General features: G+C 62.4%; 16 protein-coding genes and 4 pseudogenes. 5 read left to right on the top strand and 15 right to left on the bottom strand.

Going from position 1 to position 25,467, the window contains the following annotated elements:
• The first annotated feature begins 396 nt into the window (after positions 1-396).
• Complete coding sequence (locus HRH33_RS04950; RefSeq protein WP_034095854.1) at positions 397-1,560, top strand: type III PLP-dependent enzyme; 1,164 nt, start codon at positions 397-399, stop codon at positions 1,558-1,560.
• A 33-nt stretch (positions 1,561-1,593) separates the two neighbouring features.
• Here HRH33_RS04950 and HRH33_RS04945 read toward each other — a convergent pair whose 3' ends face one another.
• The gene (locus HRH33_RS04945) at positions 1,594-2,349 is read right to left on the bottom strand and encodes a tetratricopeptide repeat protein (RefSeq protein WP_167417317.1); all 756 of its coding nucleotides are present in this window, start codon (positions 2,347-2,349) and stop codon (positions 1,594-1,596) included.
• A gap of 1 nt (position 2,350) precedes the next feature.
• On the bottom strand, positions 2,351-3,031 hold the full coding sequence (locus tag HRH33_RS04940; RefSeq protein ID WP_034136949.1) for a Fe2+-dependent dioxygenase: 681 nt from the start codon (positions 3,029-3,031) through the stop codon (positions 2,351-2,353).
• A gap of 205 nt (positions 3,032-3,236) precedes the next feature.
• Between HRH33_RS04940 and HRH33_RS04935 the strand changes: the two genes are divergently transcribed.
• Both HRH33_RS04935 and HRH33_RS04930 read left to right on the top strand, forming a co-directional pair.
• Positions 3,237-5,537: a TonB-dependent receptor gene (locus HRH33_RS04935; RefSeq protein ID WP_167417318.1), complete on the top strand. Its 2,301-nt coding sequence runs from the start codon at positions 3,237-3,239 to the stop codon at positions 5,535-5,537.
• 128 nt (positions 5,538-5,665) lie between these two features.
• Entirely contained in the window at positions 5,666-8,191 is a 2,526-nt protein-coding gene (locus HRH33_RS04930; RefSeq protein ID WP_167417319.1) for a PepSY domain-containing protein, read from the top strand.
• 131 nt (positions 8,192-8,322) lie between these two features.
• Here HRH33_RS04930 and HRH33_RS26650 read toward each other — a convergent pair.
• The 8 genes and pseudogenes from HRH33_RS26650 to ptsP form a co-directional block, all read right to left on the bottom strand.
• Positions 8,323-8,423 (bottom strand): annotated as a pseudogene (locus tag HRH33_RS26650) (hypothetical protein); the annotation flags it as partial.
• Between the two features lie 371 nt (positions 8,424-8,794).
• A pseudogene (locus tag HRH33_RS26645) lies at positions 8,795-8,907 on the bottom strand (hypothetical protein); the annotation flags it as partial.
• Positions 8,908-9,266: 359 nt separating this feature from the next.
• A pseudogene (locus HRH33_RS26640) lies at positions 9,267-9,376 on the bottom strand (hypothetical protein); the annotation flags it as partial.
• A 126-nt stretch (positions 9,377-9,502) separates the two neighbouring features.
• A pseudogene (locus HRH33_RS26635) lies at positions 9,503-9,612 on the bottom strand (hypothetical protein); the annotation flags it as partial.
• Between the two features lie 110 nt (positions 9,613-9,722).
• Positions 9,723-11,264: an alkaline phosphatase D family protein gene (locus tag HRH33_RS04925; protein WP_167418600.1), complete on the bottom strand. Its 1,542-nt coding sequence runs from the start codon at positions 11,262-11,264 to the stop codon at positions 9,723-9,725.
• 194 nt (positions 11,265-11,458) lie between these two features.
• Positions 11,459-13,177, bottom strand: a complete 1,719-nt coding sequence (locus HRH33_RS04920) for a PTS fructose-like transporter subunit IIB (RefSeq protein ID WP_167418601.1) — start codon at positions 13,175-13,177, stop codon at positions 11,459-11,461.
• A gap of 11 nt (positions 13,178-13,188) precedes the next feature.
• Positions 13,189-14,130: a 1-phosphofructokinase gene (gene pfkB, locus HRH33_RS04915; RefSeq protein WP_167418602.1), complete on the bottom strand. Its 942-nt coding sequence runs from the start codon at positions 14,128-14,130 to the stop codon at positions 13,189-13,191.
• Positions 14,131-16,989 carry a phosphoenolpyruvate--protein phosphotransferase gene (gene ptsP / locus HRH33_RS04910; protein ID WP_167418603.1) on the bottom strand — a complete coding sequence of 953 codons (2,859 nt, stop codon included), beginning with the start codon at positions 16,987-16,989 and terminating at the stop codon, positions 14,131-14,133.
• A gap of 293 nt (positions 16,990-17,282) precedes the next feature.
• On the opposite strand from ptsP, the gene cra reads away from it, so the two are divergent.
• Both cra and HRH33_RS04900 read left to right on the top strand, forming a co-directional pair.
• Positions 17,283-18,278 carry a catabolite repressor/activator gene (gene cra, locus HRH33_RS04905; protein ID WP_034111727.1) on the top strand — a complete coding sequence of 332 codons (996 nt, stop codon included), beginning with the start codon at positions 17,283-17,285 and terminating at the stop codon, positions 18,276-18,278.
• A gap of 2 nt (positions 18,279-18,280) precedes the next feature.
• Positions 18,281-19,057, top strand: coding sequence for a TatD family hydrolase (locus HRH33_RS04900; RefSeq protein ID WP_167418604.1), 777 nt, complete (start codon positions 18,281-18,283; stop codon positions 19,055-19,057).
• Here HRH33_RS04900 and HRH33_RS04895 read toward each other — a convergent pair.
• The 5 genes from HRH33_RS04895 to HRH33_RS04875 all read right to left on the bottom strand — a co-directional run bounded on the left by HRH33_RS04895 (position 19,004) and on the right by HRH33_RS04875 (position 25,367).
• Positions 19,004-19,435 (bottom strand): hypothetical protein, encoded by a 432-nt coding sequence (locus HRH33_RS04895; protein WP_034095843.1) that lies wholly within the window; start codon positions 19,433-19,435, stop codon positions 19,004-19,006. The genes HRH33_RS04900 and HRH33_RS04895 overlap by 54 nt on opposite strands.
• 127 nt (positions 19,436-19,562) lie before the next feature.
• The gene (locus HRH33_RS26630; RefSeq protein ID WP_371919189.1) at positions 19,563-20,267 is read right to left on the bottom strand and encodes a methyl-accepting chemotaxis protein; all 705 of its coding nucleotides are present in this window, start codon (positions 20,265-20,267) and stop codon (positions 19,563-19,565) included.
• A gap of 1,491 nt (positions 20,268-21,758) precedes the next feature.
• On the bottom strand, positions 21,759-22,595 hold the full coding sequence (ampE, locus tag HRH33_RS04885; protein ID WP_034095841.1) for a regulatory signaling modulator protein AmpE: 837 nt from the start codon (positions 22,593-22,595) through the stop codon (positions 21,759-21,761).
• The gene (ampD, locus tag HRH33_RS04880) at positions 22,595-23,155 is read right to left on the bottom strand and encodes a 1,6-anhydro-N-acetylmuramyl-L-alanine amidase AmpD (protein WP_034111723.1); all 561 of its coding nucleotides are present in this window, start codon (positions 23,153-23,155) and stop codon (positions 22,595-22,597) included. Before ampD ends, ampE begins: the two co-directional genes overlap by 1 nt.
• A 61-nt stretch (positions 23,156-23,216) precedes the next feature.
• Complete coding sequence (locus tag HRH33_RS04875; RefSeq protein WP_173603370.1) at positions 23,217-25,367, bottom strand: DUF1631 domain-containing protein; 2,151 nt, start codon at positions 25,365-25,367, stop codon at positions 23,217-23,219.
• Positions 25,368-25,467: the final 100 nt, after the last annotated feature.

Here is a 25,467-nt window from a genome sequence, read left to right as displayed (position 1 = left end):
TCTTGTGCGGGAGGGGGCTTGCTCCCTCCCACATTGGGTCCGTGATCTATCGGGGAAATACCTTCAATTACCCCCATCCGGGGAACATCATTCCGTCACACCGGTCGGTTACATAAGTAGCTGCACAACGCAGCGCGACGAACGCGTGCAAAAACGCGACATTTTTAGTTGATCTATGGCCCCTCACGCCCTAAAGTTCGCGCCGAACGTCCATGCTGGAAACGATCCATCCGGCTCAAGTACTGACGACGAGACAGCAAGGCCAAGGGCAGCTTATCCCATGGCCTTTTTGCTTTCGGCGACATGCCTTGGGAAGTAGGCGAACCAAAGTGGGGATACGGAGGACGTTCAGTTGTACCCATTGATCAATACAGTTTGCCCTTAGGAGTTCCCAGCATGTCGATCAACGTCGAAGATTATTTCGCGCGCGCCACTTTTGACAAAATGAAGGCGTTCGCCGACAAGCAAGAAACCCCGTTCGTGGTGATCGACACCGCGATGATCAGCCAGGCCTACGATGACCTGCGCGCCGGTTTCGAATTCGCCAAGGTTTATTACGCGGTCAAGGCCAACCCGGCCGTCGAGATCATCGACCTGTTGAAAGACAAAGGTTCGAGCTTCGACATCGCCTCGATCTACGAGCTGGACAAGGTCATGGACCGTGGCGTCAGCGCCGACCGCATCAGCTACGGCAACACCATCAAGAAATCCAAGGACATCCGCTACTTCTACGAGAAGGGCGTGCGTCTGTTCTCCACCGACTCCGAAGCGGACCTGCGCAATATCGCCAAGGCCGCGCCGGGCTCGAAAGTGTATGTGCGCATTCTCACCGAAGGTTCCACCACCGCTGACTGGCCGCTGTCGCGCAAATTCGGCTGCCAGACCGACATGGCCATGGACCTGCTGATCCTGGCCCGTGACCTGGGCCTGGTGCCGTACGGCATCTCGTTCCACGTCGGCTCGCAACAGCGCGATATCAGCGTGTGGGACGCGGCTATCGCCAAGGTCAAAGTGATCTTCGAGCGCCTGAAAGAAGAAGACGGCATCCACCTCAAGCTGATCAACATGGGCGGCGGTTTCCCGGCCAACTACATCACCCGCACCAACAGCCTGGAAACCTATGCCGAGGAAATCATCCGCTTCCTCAAGGAAGACTTCGGCGACGATCTGCCGGAAATTATCCTGGAGCCCGGCCGTTCGTTGATCGCCAACGCTGGCATTCTGGTCAGCGAAGTGGTGTTGGTGGCGCGTAAATCCCGCACCGCCGTCGAGCGTTGGGTGTACACGGATGTGGGCAAGTTCTCCGGCCTGATCGAAACCATGGACGAGTCCATCAAGTTTCCGATCTGGACCGAGAAGAAAGGCGAGATGGAAGAAGTGGTCATCGCTGGACCGACCTGCGACAGCGCCGACATCATGTACGAAAACTACAAGTACGGCCTGCCGCTGAACCTGGCGATCGGTGATCGTTTGTACTGGTTGTCCACCGGTGCGTACACCACCAGCTACAGCGCCGTTGAGTTCAATGGGTTTCCGCCATTGAAGTCCTACTACGTCTAAGCCGTGCTTCCTATAGGAGCGAGCGGTTCGCTCCTATAGGGTTTCCAACTGTTGGGCTCGTTGTTGATAAGCCTGCGCCATCGCCCGAATCCTCGGTTCATCCGCCGCCGCCAGCGCGGTGTGGGCCACCCGCAGAAACTTCAGGTTCCCGCCCGCCAGCGCTTTGCGCAGCCATGCCAACGCCGCTTCGATCTGGCCATTACCCGCCAGCACCGCCGCATAACTGAATTGCCCGCGAAAATCCCCGCCCTCGGCTGAACGGCGATACCACTGCTGCGCGGCTTCCAGATCCCGTGGGCAGCACTGTCCTTCCTCCAGATACCGCCCGAGCAAGTTCATCGACTTGGCATGGCCCATTTGGGCGGCCTGGCGATAGCACGCCAATGCCTGGGCTTGATCCTGTGCAACACCACGCCCGGTGGCCAGCAGGTTGGCGTAGTTGTACAACCCCCAGTCCAACCCCGCCTCGGCCGCCAGGCAATATTCCCGCGCGGCCGCCGCTTCGTCGACGGCGCAGCCCCAACCGTGTTCCAAGCAACGTCCGAGCATATTGCGCGCCATCAACTGCCCGCCTTGTGCCGCAATGCGAAACCACCGCAGCGCCAGCGTTTGATCGCGTTCGATACCGCGCCCGTCCAGCAGAATCTGCCCCAGCAACGCCTGGGCATCCACCAGCCCTTCCTTCGCCGCGACCAGGATCGCCTGGGCGGCGCGCACCGGGGAGTCATCAAGCATGCTCTGCAATTGCTCGACCGTGAGCACCTCTTGGCGACGCAACAAAAAGCTCATGTCAAACCTCAACCCAGCGACGCAGCAGGTTGTGATAAGTGCCGGTGAGCTGGATCAGCGCCGGGTGATCGGGCACATCCCGGGTCAACTGCTGGATCGCGCCGTCCATCTCGAACAGCAATGTGCGCTGGCTGTCTTCGCGCACCAGGCTCTGGGTCCAGAAGAATGAGGCGTAACGCGCGCCCCGGGTCACCGGGTTGACTTTGTGCAGGCTGGACCCGGGGTACAGCACCATATCGCCGGCCGGCAACTTGACCCGCTGCAGGCCGAAAGTGTCCTGGATCTCCAGTTCGCCGCCGTCGTAGTCATCCGGGTCGCTGAAAAACAATGTGGACGACAAATCGGTGCGCACCCGCTCAGGGCTGCCCTTGGGTTGGCGCACGGCGTTATCGATATGAAAGTCGAAACTGCCACCGGCGGTGTAGCAGTTAAGCAGCGGCGGGAACACTTTGTGCGGTAACGCCGCCGACATGAACAGCGGGTTTTGCCACAGGCGTTCGAGCATCGCCGTGCCGATTTCCTTGGCCAAGGGGTGGCCTTCGGGCAATTGCAGGTTGTGTTTGGCTTTGGCCGATTGGTGCCCGGCGGTGATTTTACCGTCGGCCCAATCGGCGTTTTCCAAGGCCTGGCGGATGCGCTGCACCTCCTCGCGGGAGAACAGGCCGGGAATGTGCAGCAGCATGGGGCAGTACCTGGGTGCGGAGGGACGCCAATGGTATTGATTCTTATCCACGCTGTAAAACCTAAGGACGGATGAGATCGTAAAAACCGTAAGCAAAAAGTGTAAAGAATGTAAATTCAGTGCAATTAGCAATGTATCGCAATTGATAGAAAGTCGTGTTCACCCTATATTCCGCCGCCTCACATCCTTGGGGAAAGGACACGTCATGTCGCGCACTTCAACAAAAACATCTGCCGGTTCACCACGCATGTTGGCCTCGGCCATCGGCGTCGCTCTGAGCGCCAGCTCTGCCGCCCACTTGGCGCAAGCGGCTGAAGACACCGAACAAAAAGGCGAGCGCAATAGCATCTCTCTGGGCGCCACCAGCATTACCGGCCAGGAACAGGACGACACCTCTTACCAAGTGGAAAAAGCTGCCTCGCAGAAATACACCGCACCGCTGGTGGACACACCGCGCTCGGTCACTGTGGTGCCGCAACAAGTACTCAAGGACACCGCCGCTACCTCGTTGCAGGATGCGCTGCGCACCGTACCGGGTATCACCTTCGGTGCCGGTGAAGGCGGTAACCCTCAGGGTGACCGTCCGTTTATCCGCGGTTTCGATGCCCAAGGCGACACCTATCTGGACGGCGTGCGCGACACCGGCGGCCAGAGCCGTGAGATTTTCGACATCGAATCCATCGAAGTCAGCAAAGGCCCGAACTCGTCCTTCGGCGGACGCGGCTCGGCCGGTGGCAGCCTCAACCTGGTGAGCAAGACCCCACAGGCACGGGACTTCACCAACGGCGGCTTCACTTACGGTTCCGACCAGACCCGCCGCTACGTGCTCGACGTGAACCGCCAGTTCCTCGACGACAGCGCCGCATTCCGCCTGAACTTGATGAGCCACGAGCAAAACGTGGCCGGGCGCGATGCCGTGAACTACGACCGCTGGGGCGTTGCGCCTTCGCTGACCTTCGGCCTGGGCACCCCCACCCGCGTCAACCTCAGCTACTACCATCTGGAAAGCGACGACCTGCCAGACTCGGGGATTCCCTACGGCTACGGTTCGGCCACCGCCACCGCCCACGTCCACGACAAACCCAACGACGGCGGCGACAGCGATAACTTCTACGGCCTCAAAGGCCGCGATTTCCGCAAGACCCGCGCCGACATCAGTACGTTCTCCATCGAGCACGATCTGAACGACAACATGACCCTGAAAAACACCCTGCGCCACGGCAGCACTGGCCAGGACTACGTACTGACCCAGCCGGACGACAGCAAACTCAACGTGAACAAATTCGGAACCGTGTGGCGCCGGGCCAACTCGCGGGTGTCCACCACCACCACGACCACCAACCAGACCGACCTGTTCGGCAGTTTCCAGGCCCTGGGCTTCAAGAACACCTACTCCACCGGCCTGGAATTCACCGGCGAAGAAACCCGCGTCAGCAGCTACACCGTGAGCCCGAACGCCAACCCGATCTGCACCGTGGCCAAAGGCGGCCTGGGCGGCCAATGCACGTCGCTGAGCAACCCGAACCCGGACGACGCCTGGACCGGCTCCGTCGCCCGCAACTACAACGGCACCAACACCAAAGCCACCAGCCGCGCCGCCTACGTGTTCGACACCATCGAACTGGACCCGAAATGGCTGCTTAACGTCGGCCTGCGCTACGACACCTTCGACACCGAAGCCAATACCAACGCAGTGCCTACAGCGACGGTCAAGGCACGCAGCAAAATCAAGGACGACAGCCAGTTCTTCAACTGGCAGGCCGGCCTGGTCTGGAAGCCTCTGGAAAACGGCAGTATCTATGCCTCCTACGCCACCTCGGCCACCCCGCCAGGCGGCCTGATCGGCGAAGGTTCGGACGGCAACCCGCTGTCCGCCGGCGCCGCCACCAGCGATCTGCAACCGGAAGAAACCGTCAACTATGAGCTGGGCACCAAGTGGGACCTGTTCCACGACCGCCTCTCGCTGACCGCCGCCGTGTTCCGCACCGAGAAGAAAAACACGCGCATTCTGGTGGATGCCCTCACCTACCAGAACGCCGGCGAGTCTCGGGTCGATGGTCTGGAACTGTCCGCCAGCGGCAAAATCACAGAGCAATGGCAAGTGTTCGCCGGCTACAGCTACCTGGACAGCGAACTGGTCAAGGCTGGCCGTAACGGTCGCAACGGGGTGATCAGCGCCGGTTCCAACGAAGGCAACCAGATGCCCAACACGCCGAAGAACACCTTCAGTCTGTGGACCACCTATGCCCTTACACCCAAGTTCACCGTTGGCGGCGGCGCGTTCTATGTCGACCAGGTTTACGGCGACGTGGGCAACACCGTGTATGTGCCCTCCTACACCCGCTACGACGCCATGGCCAGCTACAAGCTGACCAAGAACGTCGACCTGCAACTGAACGTGCAGAACCTGACCGATAAGGTCTACTACGACAAAGCCTTCTCGACCCACTTCGCCAACCAGGCGGCCGGTCGCACGGCGCTGCTGACCACCAGCTTCCACTTCTAAACGCTGGCCCATAAGCCCCACGCATTCGATGCGTGGGGCTTTTGCGTGTTAAACAACAAAGTTTCTCGACAACCCACGGCATAATGCGCGCCGTGGCATTTATATCCCGATGAGCGAGGCGGTCCGACGTGTTGAAGAAAACCCTGTTTCAGTTGCACTGGTTCTTCGGCATCACCGCCGGGCTGGTGCTGGCCTTGATGGGGATCACCGGTGCGGCGGTGTCGTTCCAGGATGAAATACTGCGGGCTCTCAATCCCAGCGTCCTGCACGTGCAAAAACGCGAAGCCGGGGTGCTGCCACCGGCCGAACTGGTGCGCAAGCTCGAAGCCGCCGAAGGCAAGACCGTGGCGATGCTGTGGGTGGAACGCGACAGCGGCAACGCCGCGCGCGTGGCCTTTACCCCGCCGCCGGGTGAACGGCGTGGCCCGATGCGCTACTTCGACCCATACACCGGCGAGTACCTGGGCGACGCCGTGGGCCAGGACGTGTTCGGTTTTGTCCTGCAACTGCACCGCTTCCTCGCCATCGGCGAAACCGGCCGGCAGATCACCGGCGCCTGCACCCTGATCCTGGTGTTTTTCTGCCTCTCCGGCCTGTACCTGCGCTGGCCGCGCCAAGCGGCGAGTTGGCGCGCCTGGCTGACCCTGGACCGGCGCAAAAAGGGCCGCAGCTTCAACTGGGACCTGCACTCGGTGTTCGGCACCTGGTGCCTGCTGCTGTACCTGCTGGCGGCACTCACCGGGTTGTCCTGGTCCTACGACTGGTACAGCCGAGGGCTGACCCAACTGCTGTCCGACGCCCCGCAGAACGAACGGGTACGCACGCGCGGCCCAGCGCCGGCAGGCCCTGCACCGGTGGCCAACTACGACGCGATCTGGAGCAGCCTCTACAGCAACGCCGGCCCGGACCTGAGCGCCTACAACATCCGCATGCCAGGCGCTGCCGGGCAACCGGCCACCGTGTATTACCTGCTGAGCGACTCGCCCCATGACCGTGCGCTCAACCAGATCAACCTGGACCCGGCCACCGGCGAGGTCAAATCCCACGATCGCTACGCCGACAAGAGCCTCAAGGCTCAGTTACTGACCAGCATTTATGCCCTGCACACCGGCAGCTACTTCGGCTTGATCGGGCGGATCGTGTTGACCGTCAGTTCGCTGTTGATGCCGTTGTTCTTTATCACCGGCTGGTTGCTGTACCTGGATCGCCGTCGCAAAAAACGCCAAGTGCGCGACGCCCGCCAGCGCCTCGGCGCCAACCTCAGCGACGCACCGGCCTGGCTGATCGGCTTTGCCAGCCAGAGCGGTTTCGCCGAGCAACTGGCCTGGCAGACCGCCGGGCAATTGCAGGCCGCCGGCCTGCCGGTGAAGGTGCAGGCGCTGGGCAGCGTCAATGCCGATGACCTGCGCCAAGCGCACAACGCGCTGTTCGTGGTCAGCACCTTCGGCGACGGCGAAGCCCCCGACAGCGCCCGTGGTTTCGAGCGCGGCGTGCTCGGCCAGGCTCTGTCGCTCAACGGTTTGAACTACTCGGTGCTGGCCCTCGGGGATCGTCAGTACCCGCACTTTTGCGGCTTCGCCCGGCGCCTGCATTTCTGGCTGACCAACCAGGGCGGCACGGCGCTGTTCGCCCCGGTGGAAGTGGACAGCGGCGATACCCAAGCCCTACTGCACTGGCAGCAACAATTGGGCGAACTGACCGGCCACGCCCCCGCCACCGCCTGGCCCAGCGCCCAGTACGAACACTGGACACTGAGCCAGCGCACCCTGCTCAACCCCGGCAGCGCAGGCGAAGGCGTGTACCTGCTGGGCCTCACGTCGACGTCGCCGCAGCATTGGGATGCTGGCGACCTGGTGGAAATCCTGCCGCGTAATCCCGCGTCGGCAGTCGAGCACTTTCTGGCGGGCCTGGGCCTGCAAGGCAGCGATGGCGTAATCATCGAAGGGCTGGCACAGACGCTCGATCAGGCCCTGACCACTCGCCAATTGCCGGACAACCGCGCGCATCTGGTCGGCCTGCACGCCCAAGCGCTGGTGGATGCTCTGGTGCCGCTGAGCATGCGCGAATACTCCATCGCCTCGATTGCCAGCGACGGCGTGCTGCAACTGATCGTGCGCCAGGAACGCCACGCCGACGGCCGCCTGGGCCTGGGCTCGGGTTGGCTCACCGAACACGCGGCTCTCGGCGGCGCGATCAGCCTGCGTCTGCGGCGCAACAGCGGCTTCCACCTGCCGGACGCGCCGGTGCCGCTGATCCTGATGGGCAACGGCACCGGCCTGGCCGGCCTGCGCAGCTTGCTGAAAGCGCGCATTGCCGAAGGCCAGCAACGTAACTGGTTGCTGTTCGGCGAACGCAATATCGCCCACGACTACCTGTGCCAAGACGAGCTGCAAGGCTGGCTCGCCAGCGGCGACCTAGCACTGTTGGACCTGGCGTTCTCCCGCGATCAGGCGGAGAAGATCTACGTGCAGGATCGCCTGCGCGAATCGGCCGACGTGCTACGTAGATGGCTGGCCGACGGCGCGGCGATCTATGTGTGCGGAAGCTTGCAGGGCATGGCTGCCGGGGTGGACCAGGCGCTACTGGATATCCTCGGCCGCGAGGCGGTGGAGCGCTTGATCGAACAAGGCCGCTATCGCCGCGACGTGTACTGAGGTCACTCACTGTGGCAGGGGGCTTGCCCCCCGATAGCGGTGGATCAGTCGCCTGATAAATGACTGTCACACCGTCATCGGGGGCAAGCCCCCTCCCACATTGGGATTGCATTTCAAGTCAGTGTTCTGTGCGGTGGCGCTTTTTCGAACACCACTTCAGGCCCAAAGGTTTATCCCGCGGATTAGGCCCGAAACTGCCAGCTTTCAACGGCCCGGCGACAAACGCCCAGAACGCCGCGCGATCCACTGTGGGAGGGGGCTTGCCCCCGATAGCGGTGGGTCAGTCGTCTGATAAATGACTGTCACACCGTCATCGGGGGCAAGCCCCCTCCCACATTGGGATTGCATTTCAAGTCAGTGTTCTGTGCGGTGGCGCTTTTTCGAACACCACTTCAGGCCCAAAGGTTTTAACCAGCGAATTAGGCCGAAACTGCCGGCGTTCAACGGCCCGGCGACAAACGCCCAGAACGCCGCGCGGTCCACTGTGGGAGGGGGCTTGCCCCCGATAGCGGTGGATCAGTCGCCTGATAAATAACTGTCACACCGTCATCGGGGGCAAGCCTCCTCCCACATTGGGATTGCATTTCAAGTCAGTGTTCTGTGCGGTGGCGCTTTTTCGAACACCACTTCAGGCCCAAAGGTTTTAACCAGCGAATTAGGCCGAAACTGCCGGCGTTCAACGGCCCGGCGACAAACGTCCAGAACGCCGCGCGGTCCACTGTGGGAGGGGGCTTGCCCCCGATAGCGGTGGGTCAGTCGCCTGATAAATAACTGTCACACCGTCATCGGGGGCAAGCCCCCTCCCACATTGGGATTGCATTTCAAGTCAGTGTTCTGTGCGGTGGCGCTTTTTCGAACACCACTTCAGTCCCAAAGGTTTTATCCAGCGGATTAGGCCCGAAACTGCCGGCGTTCAACGGCCCGACAACAAACTCCCAGAACGCCGCGCGGTCCACTGTGGGGGCTTGCCCCCGATAGCGGTGGGTCAGTCGTCTGATAAATGACTGTCACACCGTCATCGGGGGCAAGCCCCCTCCCACATTGGGATTGCATTTCAAGTCAGTGTTCTGTGCGGTGGCGCTTTTTCGAACACCGCTTCAGGCCCAAAGGTTTTAACCAGCGAATTAGGCCGAAACTGCCAGCGTTCAACGGCCCGGCAACAAACTCCCAGAACGCCGCGCGATCCACTGTGGGAGGGGGCTTGCCCCCGATGGCGGTGGGTCAGTCGTCTGATAAATGACTGTCACACCGTCATCGGGGGCAAGCCCCCTCCCACATTGGGATTGCATTTCAAGTCAGTGTTCTGTGCGGTGGCGCTTTTTCGAACACCGCTTCAGGCCCAAAGGTTTTAACCAGCGGATTAGGCCGAAACTGCCAGCGTTCAACGGCCCGACAACAAACTCCCAGAACGCCGCGCGGTCCACTGTGGGAGGGGGCTTGCCCCCGATGGCGGTGGGTCAGTCGTCTGATAAATGACTGTCACACCGTCATCGGGGGCAAGCCTCCTCCCACATTGGGATAGCATTTCAAGTCAGGTAGGTTGCAACTTCTGTTCGAATACTGAGACTCCATCCAAGTCGCGCAGGATCACCGTCAACTCCCCGGTCTGGCCATCAATATTCACCTCGCCAAAAAACTGAAACCCGGCAAACGGCGAAGTGTTCTGTGCCGGTGGCGCTTTTTCGAACACCACTTCAGGCCCAAAGGTTTTATCCAGCGGATTGGGCCCGAAGCTGCCGGCGTTCAACGGCCCGGCGACAAACTCCCAAAACGGTTCGAAATCCTGGAACGCCGCGCGATCCGGATGGTAGTGATGCGCCGCGCAGTAGTGCACGTCTGCCGTCAGCCACACATGGTTGCGTACCTGCTGCGCACGCAGGAACGTCAGCAGTTCGGCGATTTCCAGCTCGCGGCCTTGGGCCGGGCCCGGCTCGCCGTTGGCGATGGCCTCCCAACGCGGCACGCCGGGGCTGACTTCACCGTCGGGCACGCCCAGGCCGATGGGCATGTCGGCGGCGATGACTTTCCATTGCGCCTTGGAGCCCTTGAGTTCGCTCTTGAGCCAGTCCAATTGTTCACGCCCCAGAAACGGCTTGGCCGCCCCCAGGTTGTCGTCGTTGGGGCCACGGTAGCTGCGCATATCGAGCACGAATACATCCAGCAGCGGGCCATAACTGAGCTTGCGATAGATGCGCCCGCCGCCGTCGGCGCCTTGGCGGCGCATCGGCGAATATTCCAGCCAGGCCTGGCGCGCGCGTCCCACCAGCGTGTTGATGTCGCGGGTTTGGTAGCGCTCGTCCAATTGCTTGCTCGGCGACCAGTTGTTGATCACTTCGTGGTCGTCCCACTGCCAGATCTGCGGTACTTCGGCGTTGAAGCGGCGCACGTTTTCATCCATGAGGTTGTAGCGGTAGTTGCCACGGTATTCGTCCAGGGTCTCGGCGACTTTGCTCTTGGCCTCGGTGGTGATATTGCGCCAGATACGCCCGCCTTCAGTGGCCAGTTGCGCCGGCACCGGGCCGTCGGCGTAGATGGTGTCGCCGCTGTGGATAAAGAAGTCCGGCAGACGCAAGCGCATGGCTTCGTAGATGCGCATGCCGCCGATGTCCGGGTTGATGCCGAAGCCTTGGCCGACGGTGTCGCCGCTCCATACAAAGCGAATGTCGCGGCGCTGTTGCGGCACGCTGCGCAGGTGGCCGAACCAGGGTTCGCTGGCCACGCCGCTCTGGGCGTCTTCGAAATGCACGCGATAGAAAACCGCCTGGTCGGCAGGCAACCCGGTCAGTTCAACGCGGGCGGTGAAGTCGGTGCGGTTGTCGGCCAGCGGCGAAACAAAACGGCGCGGGTTGCTGAACACGCTGCGGGTGTCCCATTCCACCACCATCCGCGCGGGCCGGTCGCTGCGGCTCCAGATCATCGCGCGGTCGCCCAGCAGATCGCCGGACTGCACGCCATCGGTGAGTTGCGGCCGGTCCTTGACCGACGCAATCACCGCCGGCGCCAGGCCCGGTAATAACAGACCGGCGCCGACGGCTTGCATCACGCGGCGACGGCCCAGATCGAAGTGGCTCATGCAGGTGCCCTCTTGAGTCTCAAAAGAGGCACTTAACCACGCGGGGATGAAGCGGGTGTGACACTCACCCTGCGGTGAGCCGAGATCCAAATGTGGAGGGGCGGTAGTCATTGCCAGGGCTGGATCATCTGAGTCCTTGGCTAACGGGCATTGGGGCGTGCCCCTTCCACATTGTCGGGCCCTGCCAGACCGTGTCAGGCGTTGGCCGGCGCGACGCTCAGCTCCACCACTTCCGCTCGTTTGATCAGCGCATACACCACCCCGGTCAGCAGGCTGCCCGCAACGATCGCCAGCAGATACAGCAACGCATGGTTGATCGCGTTCGGAATCACCAGCACAAACAAACCACCGTGGGGCGCGGCCAGTACGCAGCCGAAATACATCGACAGCGCGCCGGTCAACGCACCGCCGGCGATGCTTGCCGGGATCACGCGCAGCGGGTCTTTGGCGGCGAAGGGGATCGCGCCTTCAGAGATAAAACACATCCCGAGGATCATCGCGGCTTTGCCGGCTTCGCGTTCGGTCTGGGCGAATTTGCGCCGCGCCAGGAACGTGGCGATGCCCATGCCGATGGGCGGCACCATGCCGGCGGCCATGGTCGCGGCCATCGGCGCGCCGCTGTGGGCAGCCAGCAAGCCGACGGAAAACGCATACGCCGCTTTGTTGATCGGCCCGCCCAGGTCCACGCACATCATGCCGCCCAGCAGAATGCCCAGCAGCACCGCGTTGGTGGTGCCCATGGTGCTGAGGAATTCAGTCAAGCCGCTGAGCATGCGCGCCACCGGCGGGCCCACCAGGTAGATCATCGCCAGGCCGGTGAACAGGCTCGCCAGCAACGGGATGATCAGGATCGGTTTGAGAGCTTCCATGCTTTGCGGCAGACGCACCACGCGGGTGACGCCTTTGACGCAGTAGCCGGCCAGAAAACCGGCAAAAATGCCGCCGATAAAACCCGCGCCCAAGGTGCCGGCCAGCAGGCCGCCAATCATGCCCGGCGCGATCCCCGGACGGTCGGCGATCGAATAGGCGATATAACCGGCCAGCAGCGGCACCATCAAGGTAAACGCGCTGTTGCCGACGGTTTTCAACGCCGCCGCCAAGGTGCCTTCCTGTTCGAACGCATGAATACCGAACGCAAACGACAGTGCGATCAGCAAGCCGCCCGCCACCACCATGGGCAACATGAACGACACACCGGTGAGCAAGTGCTTGTAGACGCCGGTCTTTTCCGACTTGGCCACCGGCGCACCGGCGGCGCTTTCCACCGCGCCTTCGGCCAGGGCCTTGTTCAGGGTCGCTTCCGATTGCTTGAGGGCAATGCCGGTGCCGCAACGGTAAATCTTCTTGCCGGCGAAGCGTTCGGTAGCCACTTCGATATCAGCCGCCAACAGCACCACATCGGCATTAGCGATAGCTTCGGCGCTCAGCGGCGTACGTGCGCCCACCGAACCTTGGGTCTCGACCTGCAAGTCGTAACCCAGGCGCTTGGCCGTCTGCTGCAAGGCTTCGGCAGCCATAAAGGTGTGGGCCACGCCGGTCGGGCATGCGGTGACGGCGACGATGCGCGGGGCATTTTTTGCCGCGACGGGCGCCTGGCTGGCGACATACACCTGAGCCTCTTCAGCACCGCGACGCAACACCGCTTCCACATCCGCCAACGCCTGGGCCGGCGTACTTTGGAACACGCGCTTGCCGATGAAGCGCTGCATATCCACCGGCGTGCTGCTGACCAGCAACACCCACTCGGCGGCGGCCAGAGTCGCGTCGGATAGCGCGCGCTCGGGGTGCTGCACATCCACCACTTCGACACTGGTGCTCCAGCCTTGGCGCTGCGCGGCGGCGTCCAGCAAGCGGGCGCACAGCACACTGGTGACCATGCCGTTAGGGCAGGCAGTAACAATGGCTAACTTCATGACTAACCCTCTTATTGTTCTGTGAGCGGGCGTACATCGACGCCGCTTTGCAGATGCGCCAACTGCGCGTCATCGCTGATGCCGAAACCGATCTGCGTCACCGCCATCGCGGCAATCGCCGTGGCACGGCGCAGGGTCTGTTCGGGGGCCTCGCCACTGAGCAGACCGTGCAACATGCCGGCCAGCAACGAATCCCCGGCACCCACGGTGCTGGCCACGCTGACCTTGGGCGGCGTGGCATGCAGCGCCAGCGTCGGGCTGAACCAGTTCACACCGTCGGCGCCATGGGATACCACCACATGTTCCACCCCCTGGGCGTGCAGGCGCTGCGCGGCCTGGCGCTGCTGTTCGAGGGAGTCGGTGGGGCAATCGAGGGCATCGGCCAGTTCTTCGGTATTCGGCTTGACCAACCACGGGCCGGCTCGCAGACCGGCACGCAGCGCCTCGCCACTGGTGTCCAGAGCAACCTTCAAACCGAGGCCTTTCAACTGCACCAACACATGGTGCAACAACTGCGCACTGACGCCGCGCGGCAAGCTGCCGGCGACCACCACCGCATCATGACCGGGAGCGATCAGAGTGAGCTGGTTGAGCAAGGCCTGTTGCGCCTGCTCGCTCACCTGCGGGCCCGGCGCGTTGATATCGGTGACACGACCGTCCTGCTCGGCGATTTTGATATTGCTGCGGGTTTCCCCCGGCACGCGGATAAACGCGTCGGCAAAACCGCGACGAGCGATCAGCGCGTCAAAGGCTTGCGGGTTGTCCGCACCGAGAAAACCGCCCACGGTCAATTGATGCCCCAGATCGGCCAGCACCTGCGCCACATTCACGCCCTTGCCGGCGGCATGGGTCAGCAGGGTTTCGCTGCGGTTGACTTCACCCGGTTCCAGGCGGGCCAAGCGCACCGTGAGATCCAACGCCGGGTTCAGCGTCAGGGTCAGAATCCTTGCCATTTACACCGCCTCCACGAGGGCTCGCACATCGGCGGGGGAACCCACCGCCAGTGCTTGTTGTGCCAGGCTCTGGGCCTGGCTCAGACTGAATTCGCGCACACGCGCCTTCACTTCGGGAATGCTGCGCGCCGACACGCTCAGTTCGTCCACTCCCAAGCCCACCAGCACCGGCACTGCCAGCGGGTCCGCCGCCAGTTCGCCGCACACGCCGACCCATTTGCCGTGGGCATGGGCGGCGCGCACGGTGATATCGATCAACTGCAGCACCGCCGGGTGCAAGCCGTCGGCCTGGGCAGATAAGGTCGGGTGGCCACGGTCGATGGCCAGGGTGTATTGGGTCAGGTCGTTGGTGCCGACACTGAAGAAGTCCACTTCCTTGGCCAGCACCGGCGCCAGCAAGGCGGCCGACGGTACTTCGATCATGATCCCCAGTTGCAGGTCGGCCACCGGGATTTCCAGGCGCAGGCGCTCGGTCATGTCACGGGCAGCGCGCCACTCATCGACGCTGCCGACCATGGGAAACATGATGCGCAGGGGGCGGTTATCCGCCGAACGCAACAGCGCGCGCAGCTGCGCTTCCATGATCTGCGGGCGTTGCAAGGTCAGGCGAATGCCACGCACGCCCAGGAAAGGGTTTTCTTCCTCGGCAATCGGCCAGTAAGGCAACGGCTTGTCGCCGCCCACGTCGAGGGTGCGCACCACCAACGGGCGCCCACCGAGGCCGTCGAGAACGCGGCGGTACTCGGCTTCTTGGGTGGCTTCATCCGGCGCTTGTGGGTGAGCCATAAAAATCAGTTCGGTGCGCAACAAACCGATGCCTTCGGCGCCCTGCTCCACCGCTGCGGCGACACCGGCGCTTTCGCCGATATTGGCGAACACTTCCACGGCATGCCCGTCGCGTGTCAGAGCTGTTTCATGGCGCTGGGCGGAGGCCGCTTGCAGGCGTTGTTCACGGGTGTCGCGCTCGACGGTAGCCCGTTGCAGGGTGGCGGCATCGGGGTCCACATGCAGGCGGCCGCGCTGGCCATCGAGCAACAGCGGCGTGCCGGCGGCGACCAGCAAGACGGCGGCGCCAGCGCCGACCAACGCAGGTATACCGAGGGCACGCGCGACGATGGCGCTGTGGGCCGTGGCGCCACCGCGAGCGGTGAGGATACCGGCGACGCGCGCCGGGTCCAGGCGCGCCACGTCGGACGGGCCGACCTCGTCCATCACCAGGATGTACGGCTCATTCGGCTCTTGGGCGGTTTCGACGCCGCACAGTTGCGCCAGCACGCGACGGCCGATATCTCGCAGGTCGGCGGCACGCTCGGCGAGCAAGGCGTCCTGCAACGACTCCTGCTGTTTGGCGGCGGCTTCGATCACGCTCATCCATGCGGCTTCGGCGCTTTCGCCTTGCTTGAGGCGGGTGTCGACGTCGTCGGTCAGTTCCGGGTCGTCGAGCATTTCCTGGTGGGTGATGAAAATCTCGCGGATCGCTTTGGATGGGCTGCGCTCGATCAGCCCCTGAATATCGCGGCGCACGTCGGTCAGGGCGGCATGCAGACGCTGACGCTCGATCACCGGTGACTCGCCGCGCAGTGGGTAGTCGAACATCTGCTGGGTCTGGACATGAGCGGGGCCAATGGCAATCCCCGGCGCCGCAGCGATAGCCTGGATCTGGCTACCGGAGGCCGGTGCGCTGAGCAGCGGTTCGAGGTCTAGGGTTTCGGGGGGCGCGCTGACGGTCGGCAGCGGCTCGACCTCTTCACCAAGCCCCTCCTCCACCGCGGCCAGCAGTGCCGGCAGCGCATCACCGGCAACGCCGGGTTCGGCGACGAACTCCAGCACCTGGCCACGGCGGGCGCCGAGGCTGAGCAGCTTGCTCAAGCTTTTGACCGATACCGCGGTGGCCGGACCATCGATGATGCGCACACGGATATCGCCGTCAAAACTCTTGGCTAACTGCGCCAGGATCTTCGCCGGCCGCGCATGCAGGCCGTGGGCGTTGGCCAGGGTAATGCGCGCGCTCGGCCAGTCCGGCGGCAGTTCGCCGCCCAATACTTCAAGCACCGCGCGGCTGCTGGTGGCGCGGCCCAGTTCCTGGCCACGGCCTTCGATCAGCAACGCACACAAACGCTCAAGCAAGGCCTGGTGCGCTTCGCCCAGGCTGGCCAGGCAAAACAGGCCCGTGAGCGGTTGGCCCAGGTAACGCATGGGTTTGTCCGGGGTGACGAACGCCAGGCCCGGGCGCTTGACGGTCTGCTCGCTGTGCAGCCACCACAGGCCGTCGCCCAGGGGCAGCGCATCGACCTGTTGCAACACGGCGGCGAAGCCGTTGCTGACGCAATCGGCCTGGCGCAGCAGGCGTGCCCCTCTCCAGACCAGCTCTTCAAAATCGTCGGCGGACACCCCCAGGCTGATCATCTGTGCATCCAGCGCCAATTCCTGCGGTGCGCCTTGCAACAACTTCAACAAGGCGTCGGCAGAGCCGGCACGACGCAGCGCCTCACCCAGGTCGGTCTCACCGAGGGCTCGGGTCAGCAATTGCAGCAGGCGAAGGTGTTCGTCGGATTGGGCGGCAATGCCAATGGCCAAATACACGATCTGGCCGTCGCCCCAGTCCACCCCTTCGGGGAACTGCAGCAGACGCACGCCGGTGGCAAACACCTGGTCGCGGGTTTCAGGCGTGCCGTGGGGGATCGCAATACCTTGGCCGAGAAATGTCGAGCCTTGGGCTTCACGGGCTTGCAAGCCACTCAGATAGCCCTCGGCGACCAGACCGTCGGCCACCAGTGTGTCAGCGAGCAGGTGCAAGGCAGCAGATTTATCCACAGCCACCTGGCCCATGGATATCTGCTCTACAGTGAGCTCAAGCATGCCGTTCTCCTAGTTAGTGCGCTGGGCGCACTAGGTATTGTTTTGAATAAAACAGTGTAGGGGTGTTTGAAAATTACTGACTGAGCGGTCAGTTGGCAGGAGCCGCTCGGTCGCGAACGTCGTAAAAATACGCTGGCTGAAACGTTTAATCTAGAATTTAAGGCAGATTACGCGTTAATTGTGCATCCTTGAAGGACCACTCGGCGATTGAGCTGGGACATTGGTCGTGTGCGTAATCGGTTACGATTGGACAAAATGTCGGGGCAAGCTCCAAAAAACAAGGAAATCCCGGTTTGAAACTCAGTGATATCGCACGTCTGGCCGGTGTGTCCGTTACCACCGCCAGTTATGTCATCAACGGCAAAGCCGCCCAGCAACGCATCAGCCACGCCACCGTCGAACGGGTGCGTGCGGTGGTGGAGGCCCACGGCTTTACCCCTAATCCCCAGGCCGCCGGGCTGCGCAGCCGGCACACGCGCACGTTGGGCTTTATTCTGCCCGACCTGGAAAACCCCAGTTACGCGCGTATCGCCAAATTGCTGGAGCAAGGCGCGCGCGCGCGTGGCTATCAATTGTTGATCGCCAGCTCCGACGACGATGCCGACAGCGAACGCCAATTGCTGCAACTGTTCCGCGCCCGGCGGTGCGATGCGCTGTTCGTGGCCAGTTGCCTGCCCACCAGCGACGACAGCTACCGCGAGCTGCAAGCCAAAGGCCTTCCGGTAATCGCCATCGACCGAGTGATGGAGCCGGCGCAGTTCTGTTCGGTGGTCAGCGACGACCGCCAGGCCTGCCAGCAACTGACCAGCAGCCTGCTGCAACCGTTGCCTAAACAGATTGTGCTGATCGGCGCGCGGCCCGAGCTGAGTATCAGCCAGGAACGCGCCGCCGGTTTTCAGCAAGCGTTGAAAGGCTTTACCGGCGAGATGCTCATCGAACACGGCGAAGCCTTCAGCCGCGATTGTGGCCGACAGCTGATGGAGCAATTGCTGCAGCGGCTGGGCCATTTGCCTGACGCGCTGGTGACGACGTCCTACGTGCTGCTCCAAGGGGTGTTCGACGCACTGCACGACTACCCGCTCAAATCACGGCCCCTGCGCCTGGGCACGTTTGGCGACACCCAACTGCTGGACTTCCTGCCGCTGCCGGTCAACGCCATGGCCCAGCAGCATCAGTTGATCGCCGACACCGCGCTGCGCCTGGCCCTGGCCGCCATCGAAGAAGAGCAGTACCAACCGGGCGTACACGCCATCGGCCGCACCTTCAAGCAGCGTATTCACGAGGCGTAAACGTGAAGCTGATCGACACCCACACGCACCTTGATTTCCCGGAATTCGACAGCGACCGCCGGGAAGTCCTCGCCCACAGCCGCGAGCTGGGCGTGCAGCGCATGGTGGTGCTGGGGGTGTATCAGCAGAATTGGCAGCGGTTGTGGGATTTGGTGCAGACGGATGAAAGCCTGTTCGCTGCGTTCGGCCTGCATCCGGTATATCTGGACGATCACCGCCCCGCCGATCTGAGGGCATTAGGCGACTGGCTGAGCCGCCTGCAAGGCCATCGGCAACTCTGCGCGGTGGGCGAGATCGGTCTGGATTACTTCCTCGAACACCTGGACCGCGAACGTCAGCAACAGCTGTTTGAAGCGCAACTGCAACTGGCGGCGGATTTTCAGTTGCCTGCCCTGCTGCACGTACGTCGCAGCCATGCGGCGGTGATTGCCACGCTCAAGCGCATCCGCGTGCCACGCGGCGGCATCATTCACGCGTTTGCCGGCAGCCGCGAAGAAGCCCGCGAATACATCAAGCTGGGTTTCAAGCTCGGCCTGGGCGGCGCCGCCACCTGGCCCCAGGCGTTGCGCATGCACAAGGTGCTGGCACAGCTGCCGCTGGACGCGGTGGTGCTGGAAACCGATTCGCCCGACATGCCGCCCGCCATGTACCCCGGCCAGCGCAACAGCCCCGAGCACTTGCCGGACATTTGCCAGGCCCTGGCCGAGCATATGGGTATCGACCCGCTATCGTTGGCCGAGGCGAGCACACGCAATGCGCGTGAGTTGTTCAATTGGTAGCGTCGGCTCGACGGCGTGCAGGTTGAGGGTGATGCGCTGGCGATGACGGGCATAGCGCAACACCATGAAATGCACCAGCAACACCACCAGCGAAATATTGAACTGCCCGATCACACTGATCAGCCCCACCCACTCTGCCACCAGCGCCACGATCAGCACCACGCAAGTGAACGTCACCATGCTTGGTCGCACCAACGCCCAATATTCCAGGGACTTGAAATGGCGCAGTTGGCGAGGGCATTTGAGTTCAAGCTCCCGGTGGCAATACGGGCAGTCGAAGGGCTCTTCGATGGCGATGGCATTCAATTGCCAAGGCTTGAGTTCAAAGGTGATATCGCAATGGGCGCATTGCCCTTTGATGCCGAGTGCAGCGGTCATCGTGGTGCCTCCCCGGCTCCCGGTTTGAATGAAATAAATTCTCACTCATTTACGCGGCCAGAAAAGACACCCCGGAAAATTCAGACGCACACCACACCCGTTAACGCTTTAGTCCTACGCCTGTGCCTTACACGCGGAAGGCGCCGATCAGCTGTTTCAACTCCACCACCTGCAATGACAACCGTTGACTGGCCGCAGCGGTCTGCTGCGCACCGTCGGCGGCATGCTCGCCGGCGCGATTGATTTCGACGATGTTCTGGTCGATATCGTGGGCCACGGCGGTCTGCTGTTCCACGGCTGCCGCAATCTGTTGGTTCTGATCCACGATCATGCCGACGGCACCGAGGATATTTTCCAAGGCCTGCTGGACCTGTTCCGACTGCCCGACCGTGCCATTGGCCATTTCATGGCTGCTGCCCATGGCCTTGACCGCCGCATCCACACCGCTGTGCAAGCGACTGATCATCTGCTCGATCTCTTCGGTGGACTGCTGCGTGCGCCGCGCGAGGGTACGCACCTCATCCGCTACTACCGCAAAACCGCGGCCCTGCTCACCGGCCCGCGCCGCCTCGATCGCGGCATTGAGCGCCAACAGGTTGGTTTGCTCAGCGATGCTTTTGATCACTTCTAACACCGTGCTGATGGCCTGGCTGTCGGTGGCCAATTGGTTGATCACCCGCACCGACTGGTCGATTTCCGACGCCAACCGCGCGATGCTGCCCTGTTGGGATTGCACCAGGCCGCGACCGCTGACGGTCTCCTGGTTAACGCTGTGGGCGCTGCTGACGGCTGCAGCGGCGTTGCGGGCCACCTCCTGGGCGGTGGACGACATCTGGTTCATGGCCGTTGCCACCTGTTCGATCTGTGTGCGTTGGCCGCAGACGGCCTGGTTACTCTGCGCCGAGACCGTCTCCACCTGACCGGCCTGCTGCTCGACCTGGTTGACGGTGTGCCCGACGCGCTCGATCAGATCGTGGATTTTCGCCACGGTGCCGTTGAACACCTGACCCAGGTCACCCAGTTCATCGCGGCTGCGCGCCACGAAGGAGACGGTCATATCACCGGCCGCCACCTTGTCCATCATCGCGCCCAGATGTCGCAATGTGGTGCGCGTGGAGGCATAGAAACCGGCGTAGAGGTAGAAGATCAGCAAAAACACGGCGGTCAGCGCCGACACCAGCACCACCATGTGCAGGCGGTTCTGCGTCAGGCGATGCTGCAACTGTTGCTCAAGAAACCCCAGGGTGGCCTCATCGAGTTGATAGGTCTGGGCCATCAACTGGCTGACCGCATCGTAGAACGTCTGCCAGGGCGCATCGAGGGTCTCCGCCATGACCACCTGCTCTTCGAACAGCTCACTGCCTTGCTTGAGGCTGGCGTTACTGGCCTTGGCCAGCCCGTCGAGCGCCGTGTGCGCGGCACTGCTGGAGCCCAGCGCATCCTGCAGTTTCAAGCCATATTCGCCGTGGAGTTTTTCCAGTTGCTGCAGCAGTTCGTCAAAGCGCGTGCTGGAAGATGAATTGAGAAACCCCTGCCCCAGCGAATAGGCGCCCATGGCCCGCCCTTCTCCCAGTGTTTGGGTCACCTGCGGCGTGACGCTGGTGATCAACTCAGTCAGCTGGCGCAGATCGCTTTGGGGGTCGCGGCTCAAGCCCGATTGACTGGCGACGATCTGGCCGAGCATCTGCGCCTTGTTCAGCAGCTTGCCGATCAATGCGCTTTTACTCAGCAGCGAAGTTTCCTGTTGTTGGGCCTTGAACGCGCCGATCAATTCGTCGCGCTTGGCCTCGAACACCGCGATTTGCTCGGGGTCAGTGGCCATCGCGGTAAAGCCCTGCAAGCGGCTCAGTACGCTCTGTTCCAAGGCGCTGATCTTGCCTTCCAGGTCGCCCGCCTTACCCGACTGGCCCAGAGTGGCGTTGATTTGTACCTGATTATTCAGGGTTTCCAGGTCACGGCGCAGGGCCAGGCTGCTGCCGAGCACGTCGAGGCTTTGCAGTTCGACGCGAGTACCCTGGAATTCGCGCCACGAATCGCGCACCAGGAAATAGTTGGTGACCAGCATCGGCAATAGGAACAACACACTGATCAGGCTGAACTTCAGGCCGAAGCTCAGGCGGTTCATCAGCGCGACGGCGGGATAGAGCAAGCTCTTCACAGGTGAACTCCCTTTTTGTTTTATTTTTATTGAGGGCGCAGGGCGGCGGCAGAAAGCCACTATTTGGCGCTCTGTCTGTATAGCTCAATTTGAAAGGGAGTTTTGTAACTTAAGGTTAACAGCCAGTGGGAGCCGAAGAGGCTCCCACGTAACGCGGTCTGCGCTTTACGGCAACACCGTCCAGATGGCGAACCCGGCATACCACAGCACAGCCGCGCGCAGCAGCAGTTCCCATAGGCGGTCAAGGCTGTTGATACCGTCGGCCCCCACTGCCGGCGCCGGTATCTCGGCGGCGGCCAGACCGACTTTATCCACCAGTTGGGCCGCGCTGATGTCCCAGCTCAGTAGCTCGTGCAGCATGACCCGACTGACCGCGACAAAGTTGCCCACCAAGGCAAAACTGGCGGCCAGCAGGCGCACCGGCAACCAGTCGAAGGCGTGGCGCATTTGCCCGGCGCGCTCGGCGACCAGTGGGTTCTGGCTGTGTTCGCTGGCCAACGCCAGCAGGCGATAAGCCAGGGCAGCGACCGGGCCCAGCAGGAAATACCAGAAAATCACCGCAAAAAAGCTCTGGTAGGCCTGCCATAACAGGTGGCCCTGGACCCGATCGAGCAGTTGCTCGCCGCTGTCGGCGCCCAGCTTGAGGTCGCGCTCGGCGACGTGCTCGGCGGCCTGCAAGTCGCCGCGTCGCCAGGCATCGCGGAATGGGCCCAGATCAGCCAGCAGATCGCCACGGCCCAGGCTGTAGATCACCACCAGCAAGTGCACCGGCAGCGCCAGTAAGCCATAGGCCACCGGTTCCAGTACCAGCAGCAACAGCGCAAGCAATGCCACCGGCAGCAACACCAACAAGGTCAGAATCAACCAAGGCCGCTGCGCCATGCGTGGGCTCGATTCCAGTTTGGCCAGCTCGCGCAGCCAGCCGCCATCGCGCTGCAACCGATGACGCAGGGCCGAGAACTTCTCGATCCAGACCGCCAACACCAGTACCAGGAAACTCATCAGGTGTGTCCTCCATCCTGCAGGGCGCTGCGAAAGCGCTTCCAATCAAAAGCGGGGCCGGGGTCGGTCTTGCGTCCCGGCGCGATATCGCTGTGGCCACAAATGCGTTGCGGGGTGATATCAGGGTAAGCCGCCTGCAATTGGCGGGTCAGGTCGATCAGTGCACGGTACTGGGCGTCGGTGAACGGCAGCTCATCCGTGCCTTCCAGTTCAATGCCCAGGGAAAAATCGTTGCAGGTTTCCCGCCCCTCGAACTGCGAAACGCCAGCATGCCAGGCCCGGTCAAGGCAGGACACAAACTGCGTCACCGTCCCGTCGCGCTCAATCAGAAAATGCGCAGATACCCGTAGGTCGGCAATCCCTTCAAAGTAAGGATGTTCCGTGACATCCAGGCGATTCTGGAAAAACGCCTGCACTTTGCCAGTGGCGAACTGCGCCGGTGGCAAGCTGATGTTGTGCACCACCAGCAGTGAGATTTCGCCTGCGGGGCGCTGATTGAAGTTGGGCGAAGGGCAATGACGAATGCCCTGGCACCAACCGCTGGCGGGGTCCAACTGCATACAGGTTCCTTGAACGAGGCAACAGGTGACCAGTATGCCGCGTTCGACCCCGAGGTTGCGATCACTTGCCGTGATTGAGTTGCCGCAGCTTACTGACTACGGCAGCCAACGCACGCTCGAACAGCGGGCTGTCGTCCAGAAGCTGCAAGGCGCCCTGCTTAAACGCCAGCGCCAGCTGGCCGACGCTTTTTTCCAGCACCTTGAGCCCCGTGCGGCTGACGAACACATACGTGTTGGCCGGGGCCATGATCGCTGCGAGCTTGCAGCGCTGGGTAACGACGCCATCCTGCTGGAACATGACCCAAGCGCCGACCCGCAGTTGATGAACCTTGAGCAGGTCGGGATCGTTGGGCGCCAGATCGAGCGCTGGGTCCGGCGGCCGCTCGCTGAATACCAAAGGCTCGCGTACTTCGATCAGCTCGTCGACACCGTCCGCCGGCTGCACATGTATAGCCTGGAGGCGGACGAAAAATTCTCGGGTGCTGAAGGGGTCGAACGCCGCGCTGGTCAAACCGTCGCGCAGCGCCTTGAGCAAGCCGGGCAAATGCTCCAGCAAGCGCCGCCCGGCCTCGGTGTCTTCCTGCAGGCCGACGCTCCAGATCAGTTCGTCCATGGTGCGCAGCGCCGATTGCCATTGCACCGACTCCTCCCCGTGCTTGAGGCTGGCCAACAACAGCACCTGGCTCCAGGCCTGTTGCAGAAACTGCACCACGGCGAGGGGCAACACTTTGCCCAGCAACCGCCTATTGAGCACCTCGGCCACCCGCTGACGGGCCGCCTCGGTGCGCACCCGGCCTTCTTCGGCATCGCGGGTGTGCTGTTCGAGCAACTCGCTGCGGCGACACTCATCGGCGGCGAACGCGCTGAACTCAGCGAGCAATTGGGCAAAAATCGCCGGATCTTCGACAAACTCATTGAGCAAACGCTGCACCACCTGCTCGATGCGCAGGTACAAAGGGTCACGCGGGTAGTCATCGCACAGGTTGCAGCCCATGGCCATCGCAGCGATTTCGTTCAGCAGGCGCCGCGCCGGGTGGCCGGCATGGCTGAAAAGACTCTTGTCCAGCACCGCCACTTTGAGCATTGGGATCTGCAGGCGCGCGATCAGCGCCTTGAAAGCATCCGGGACGGTAGGATCGTTGAGGATAAACTCGAACAGCAGGGCGATCAGATTGATGACATCTTCATCGGCCTCCTCCACCACCCGTGACTTGCCGCTCTTGACGCTGACACGGGTGAGCAATTGCTCCAGTTGGTTGCACAGGTCGAAATCGTCCTCGGCGTCCGGCGTCGGCACGTACTGCTGCAGATGGGACAACAGGCGCAGCAGGTCCCGCGTAGCGATAGGCTGGGGTTCGGCGCTGGCTTCGAGGGTCGGCGCCACGCTGCCGCGCACGGGTTTGAGCAAGGCTTGAAGCGCCGCAAAAGCTTGCTGGCCGTTTTCGTCGAGGGGTTGATCGGTGCTCGGCAATGCGTCTTCGCGCGAGCGTTCACGGGCGGCCCGCCCACCGGCACGGCGCGAAGGCACGGTCTTGAGCTCCGGCAACACCCCCGTGGCGACCAGCAATTGATTGGCTTCGGCGTAGAGTTGATCGGCATCGCTGAGGACATACTTCTCGAACAGCTTGAGCATGATCAGTTTGACGCGAATCTCCACGCCCAGGCTGCGCCCCGCCTGCAAGAAAAATTCGCACAGCAGCGCCGGGCCCAGGGGGTTCTCACGCTCGTCCAGGGCATTGCCGAGTACCGCGCTCAGCCGCGCAGTGAGCTGCGACAGTGCCAGTCCATCGCGATGCCGGACGCGGCCCAGCATGGCTTCGAGCGCCACGGCTTTTTCCAGTGCGTCATGGGACGAACCGGGTGCCGCATCGTAGGAAACCACCGGCACCAACTGCAGCTCACCGCGCCCGGTGTCGCCCAGGCCGGCAAACGCGGCAAACAGGCGCTCCATGAACACACGCTCGAAGTTTTTGCGCTTGAGGCGCAGGTCGCGCATGGCTTCAAAGAAAATATGGTGATCGACGGTGCTGCGGGCCTTGTCGGCCATTTCAAATAGCGTGTCGTCGGCGTTATCGAAGAGTTCCTGCAGGCCTTGCTGCAGCTGCTGCGCCGCCTTGTCGCGGACTTGCAGCAACACGACCGGCAGGCGGGCCAGCGGCGATGGCGTGGCACGCGCCTTATTGATCGGCACCACCTTTCCGTCATTGTGCATCCTGGCCTCCTGAAACGGCGGTATTGAGTTGGACGACAATCATCGACAGGCCGCATCGAACCCTGTGGATAACTGCACGCCAGCGGACGTCAAAGCTATG

Origin of the sequence: Pseudomonas rhodesiae (genome assembly GCF_013285305.1) — a bacterium.
GTDB lineage: Bacteria > Pseudomonadota > Gammaproteobacteria > Pseudomonadales > Pseudomonadaceae > Aquipseudomonas > Aquipseudomonas rhodesiae.
The sequence above is the reverse complement of the archived record's forward strand: the minus strand, read 5'-3'. Positions and strand labels throughout refer to the sequence as shown.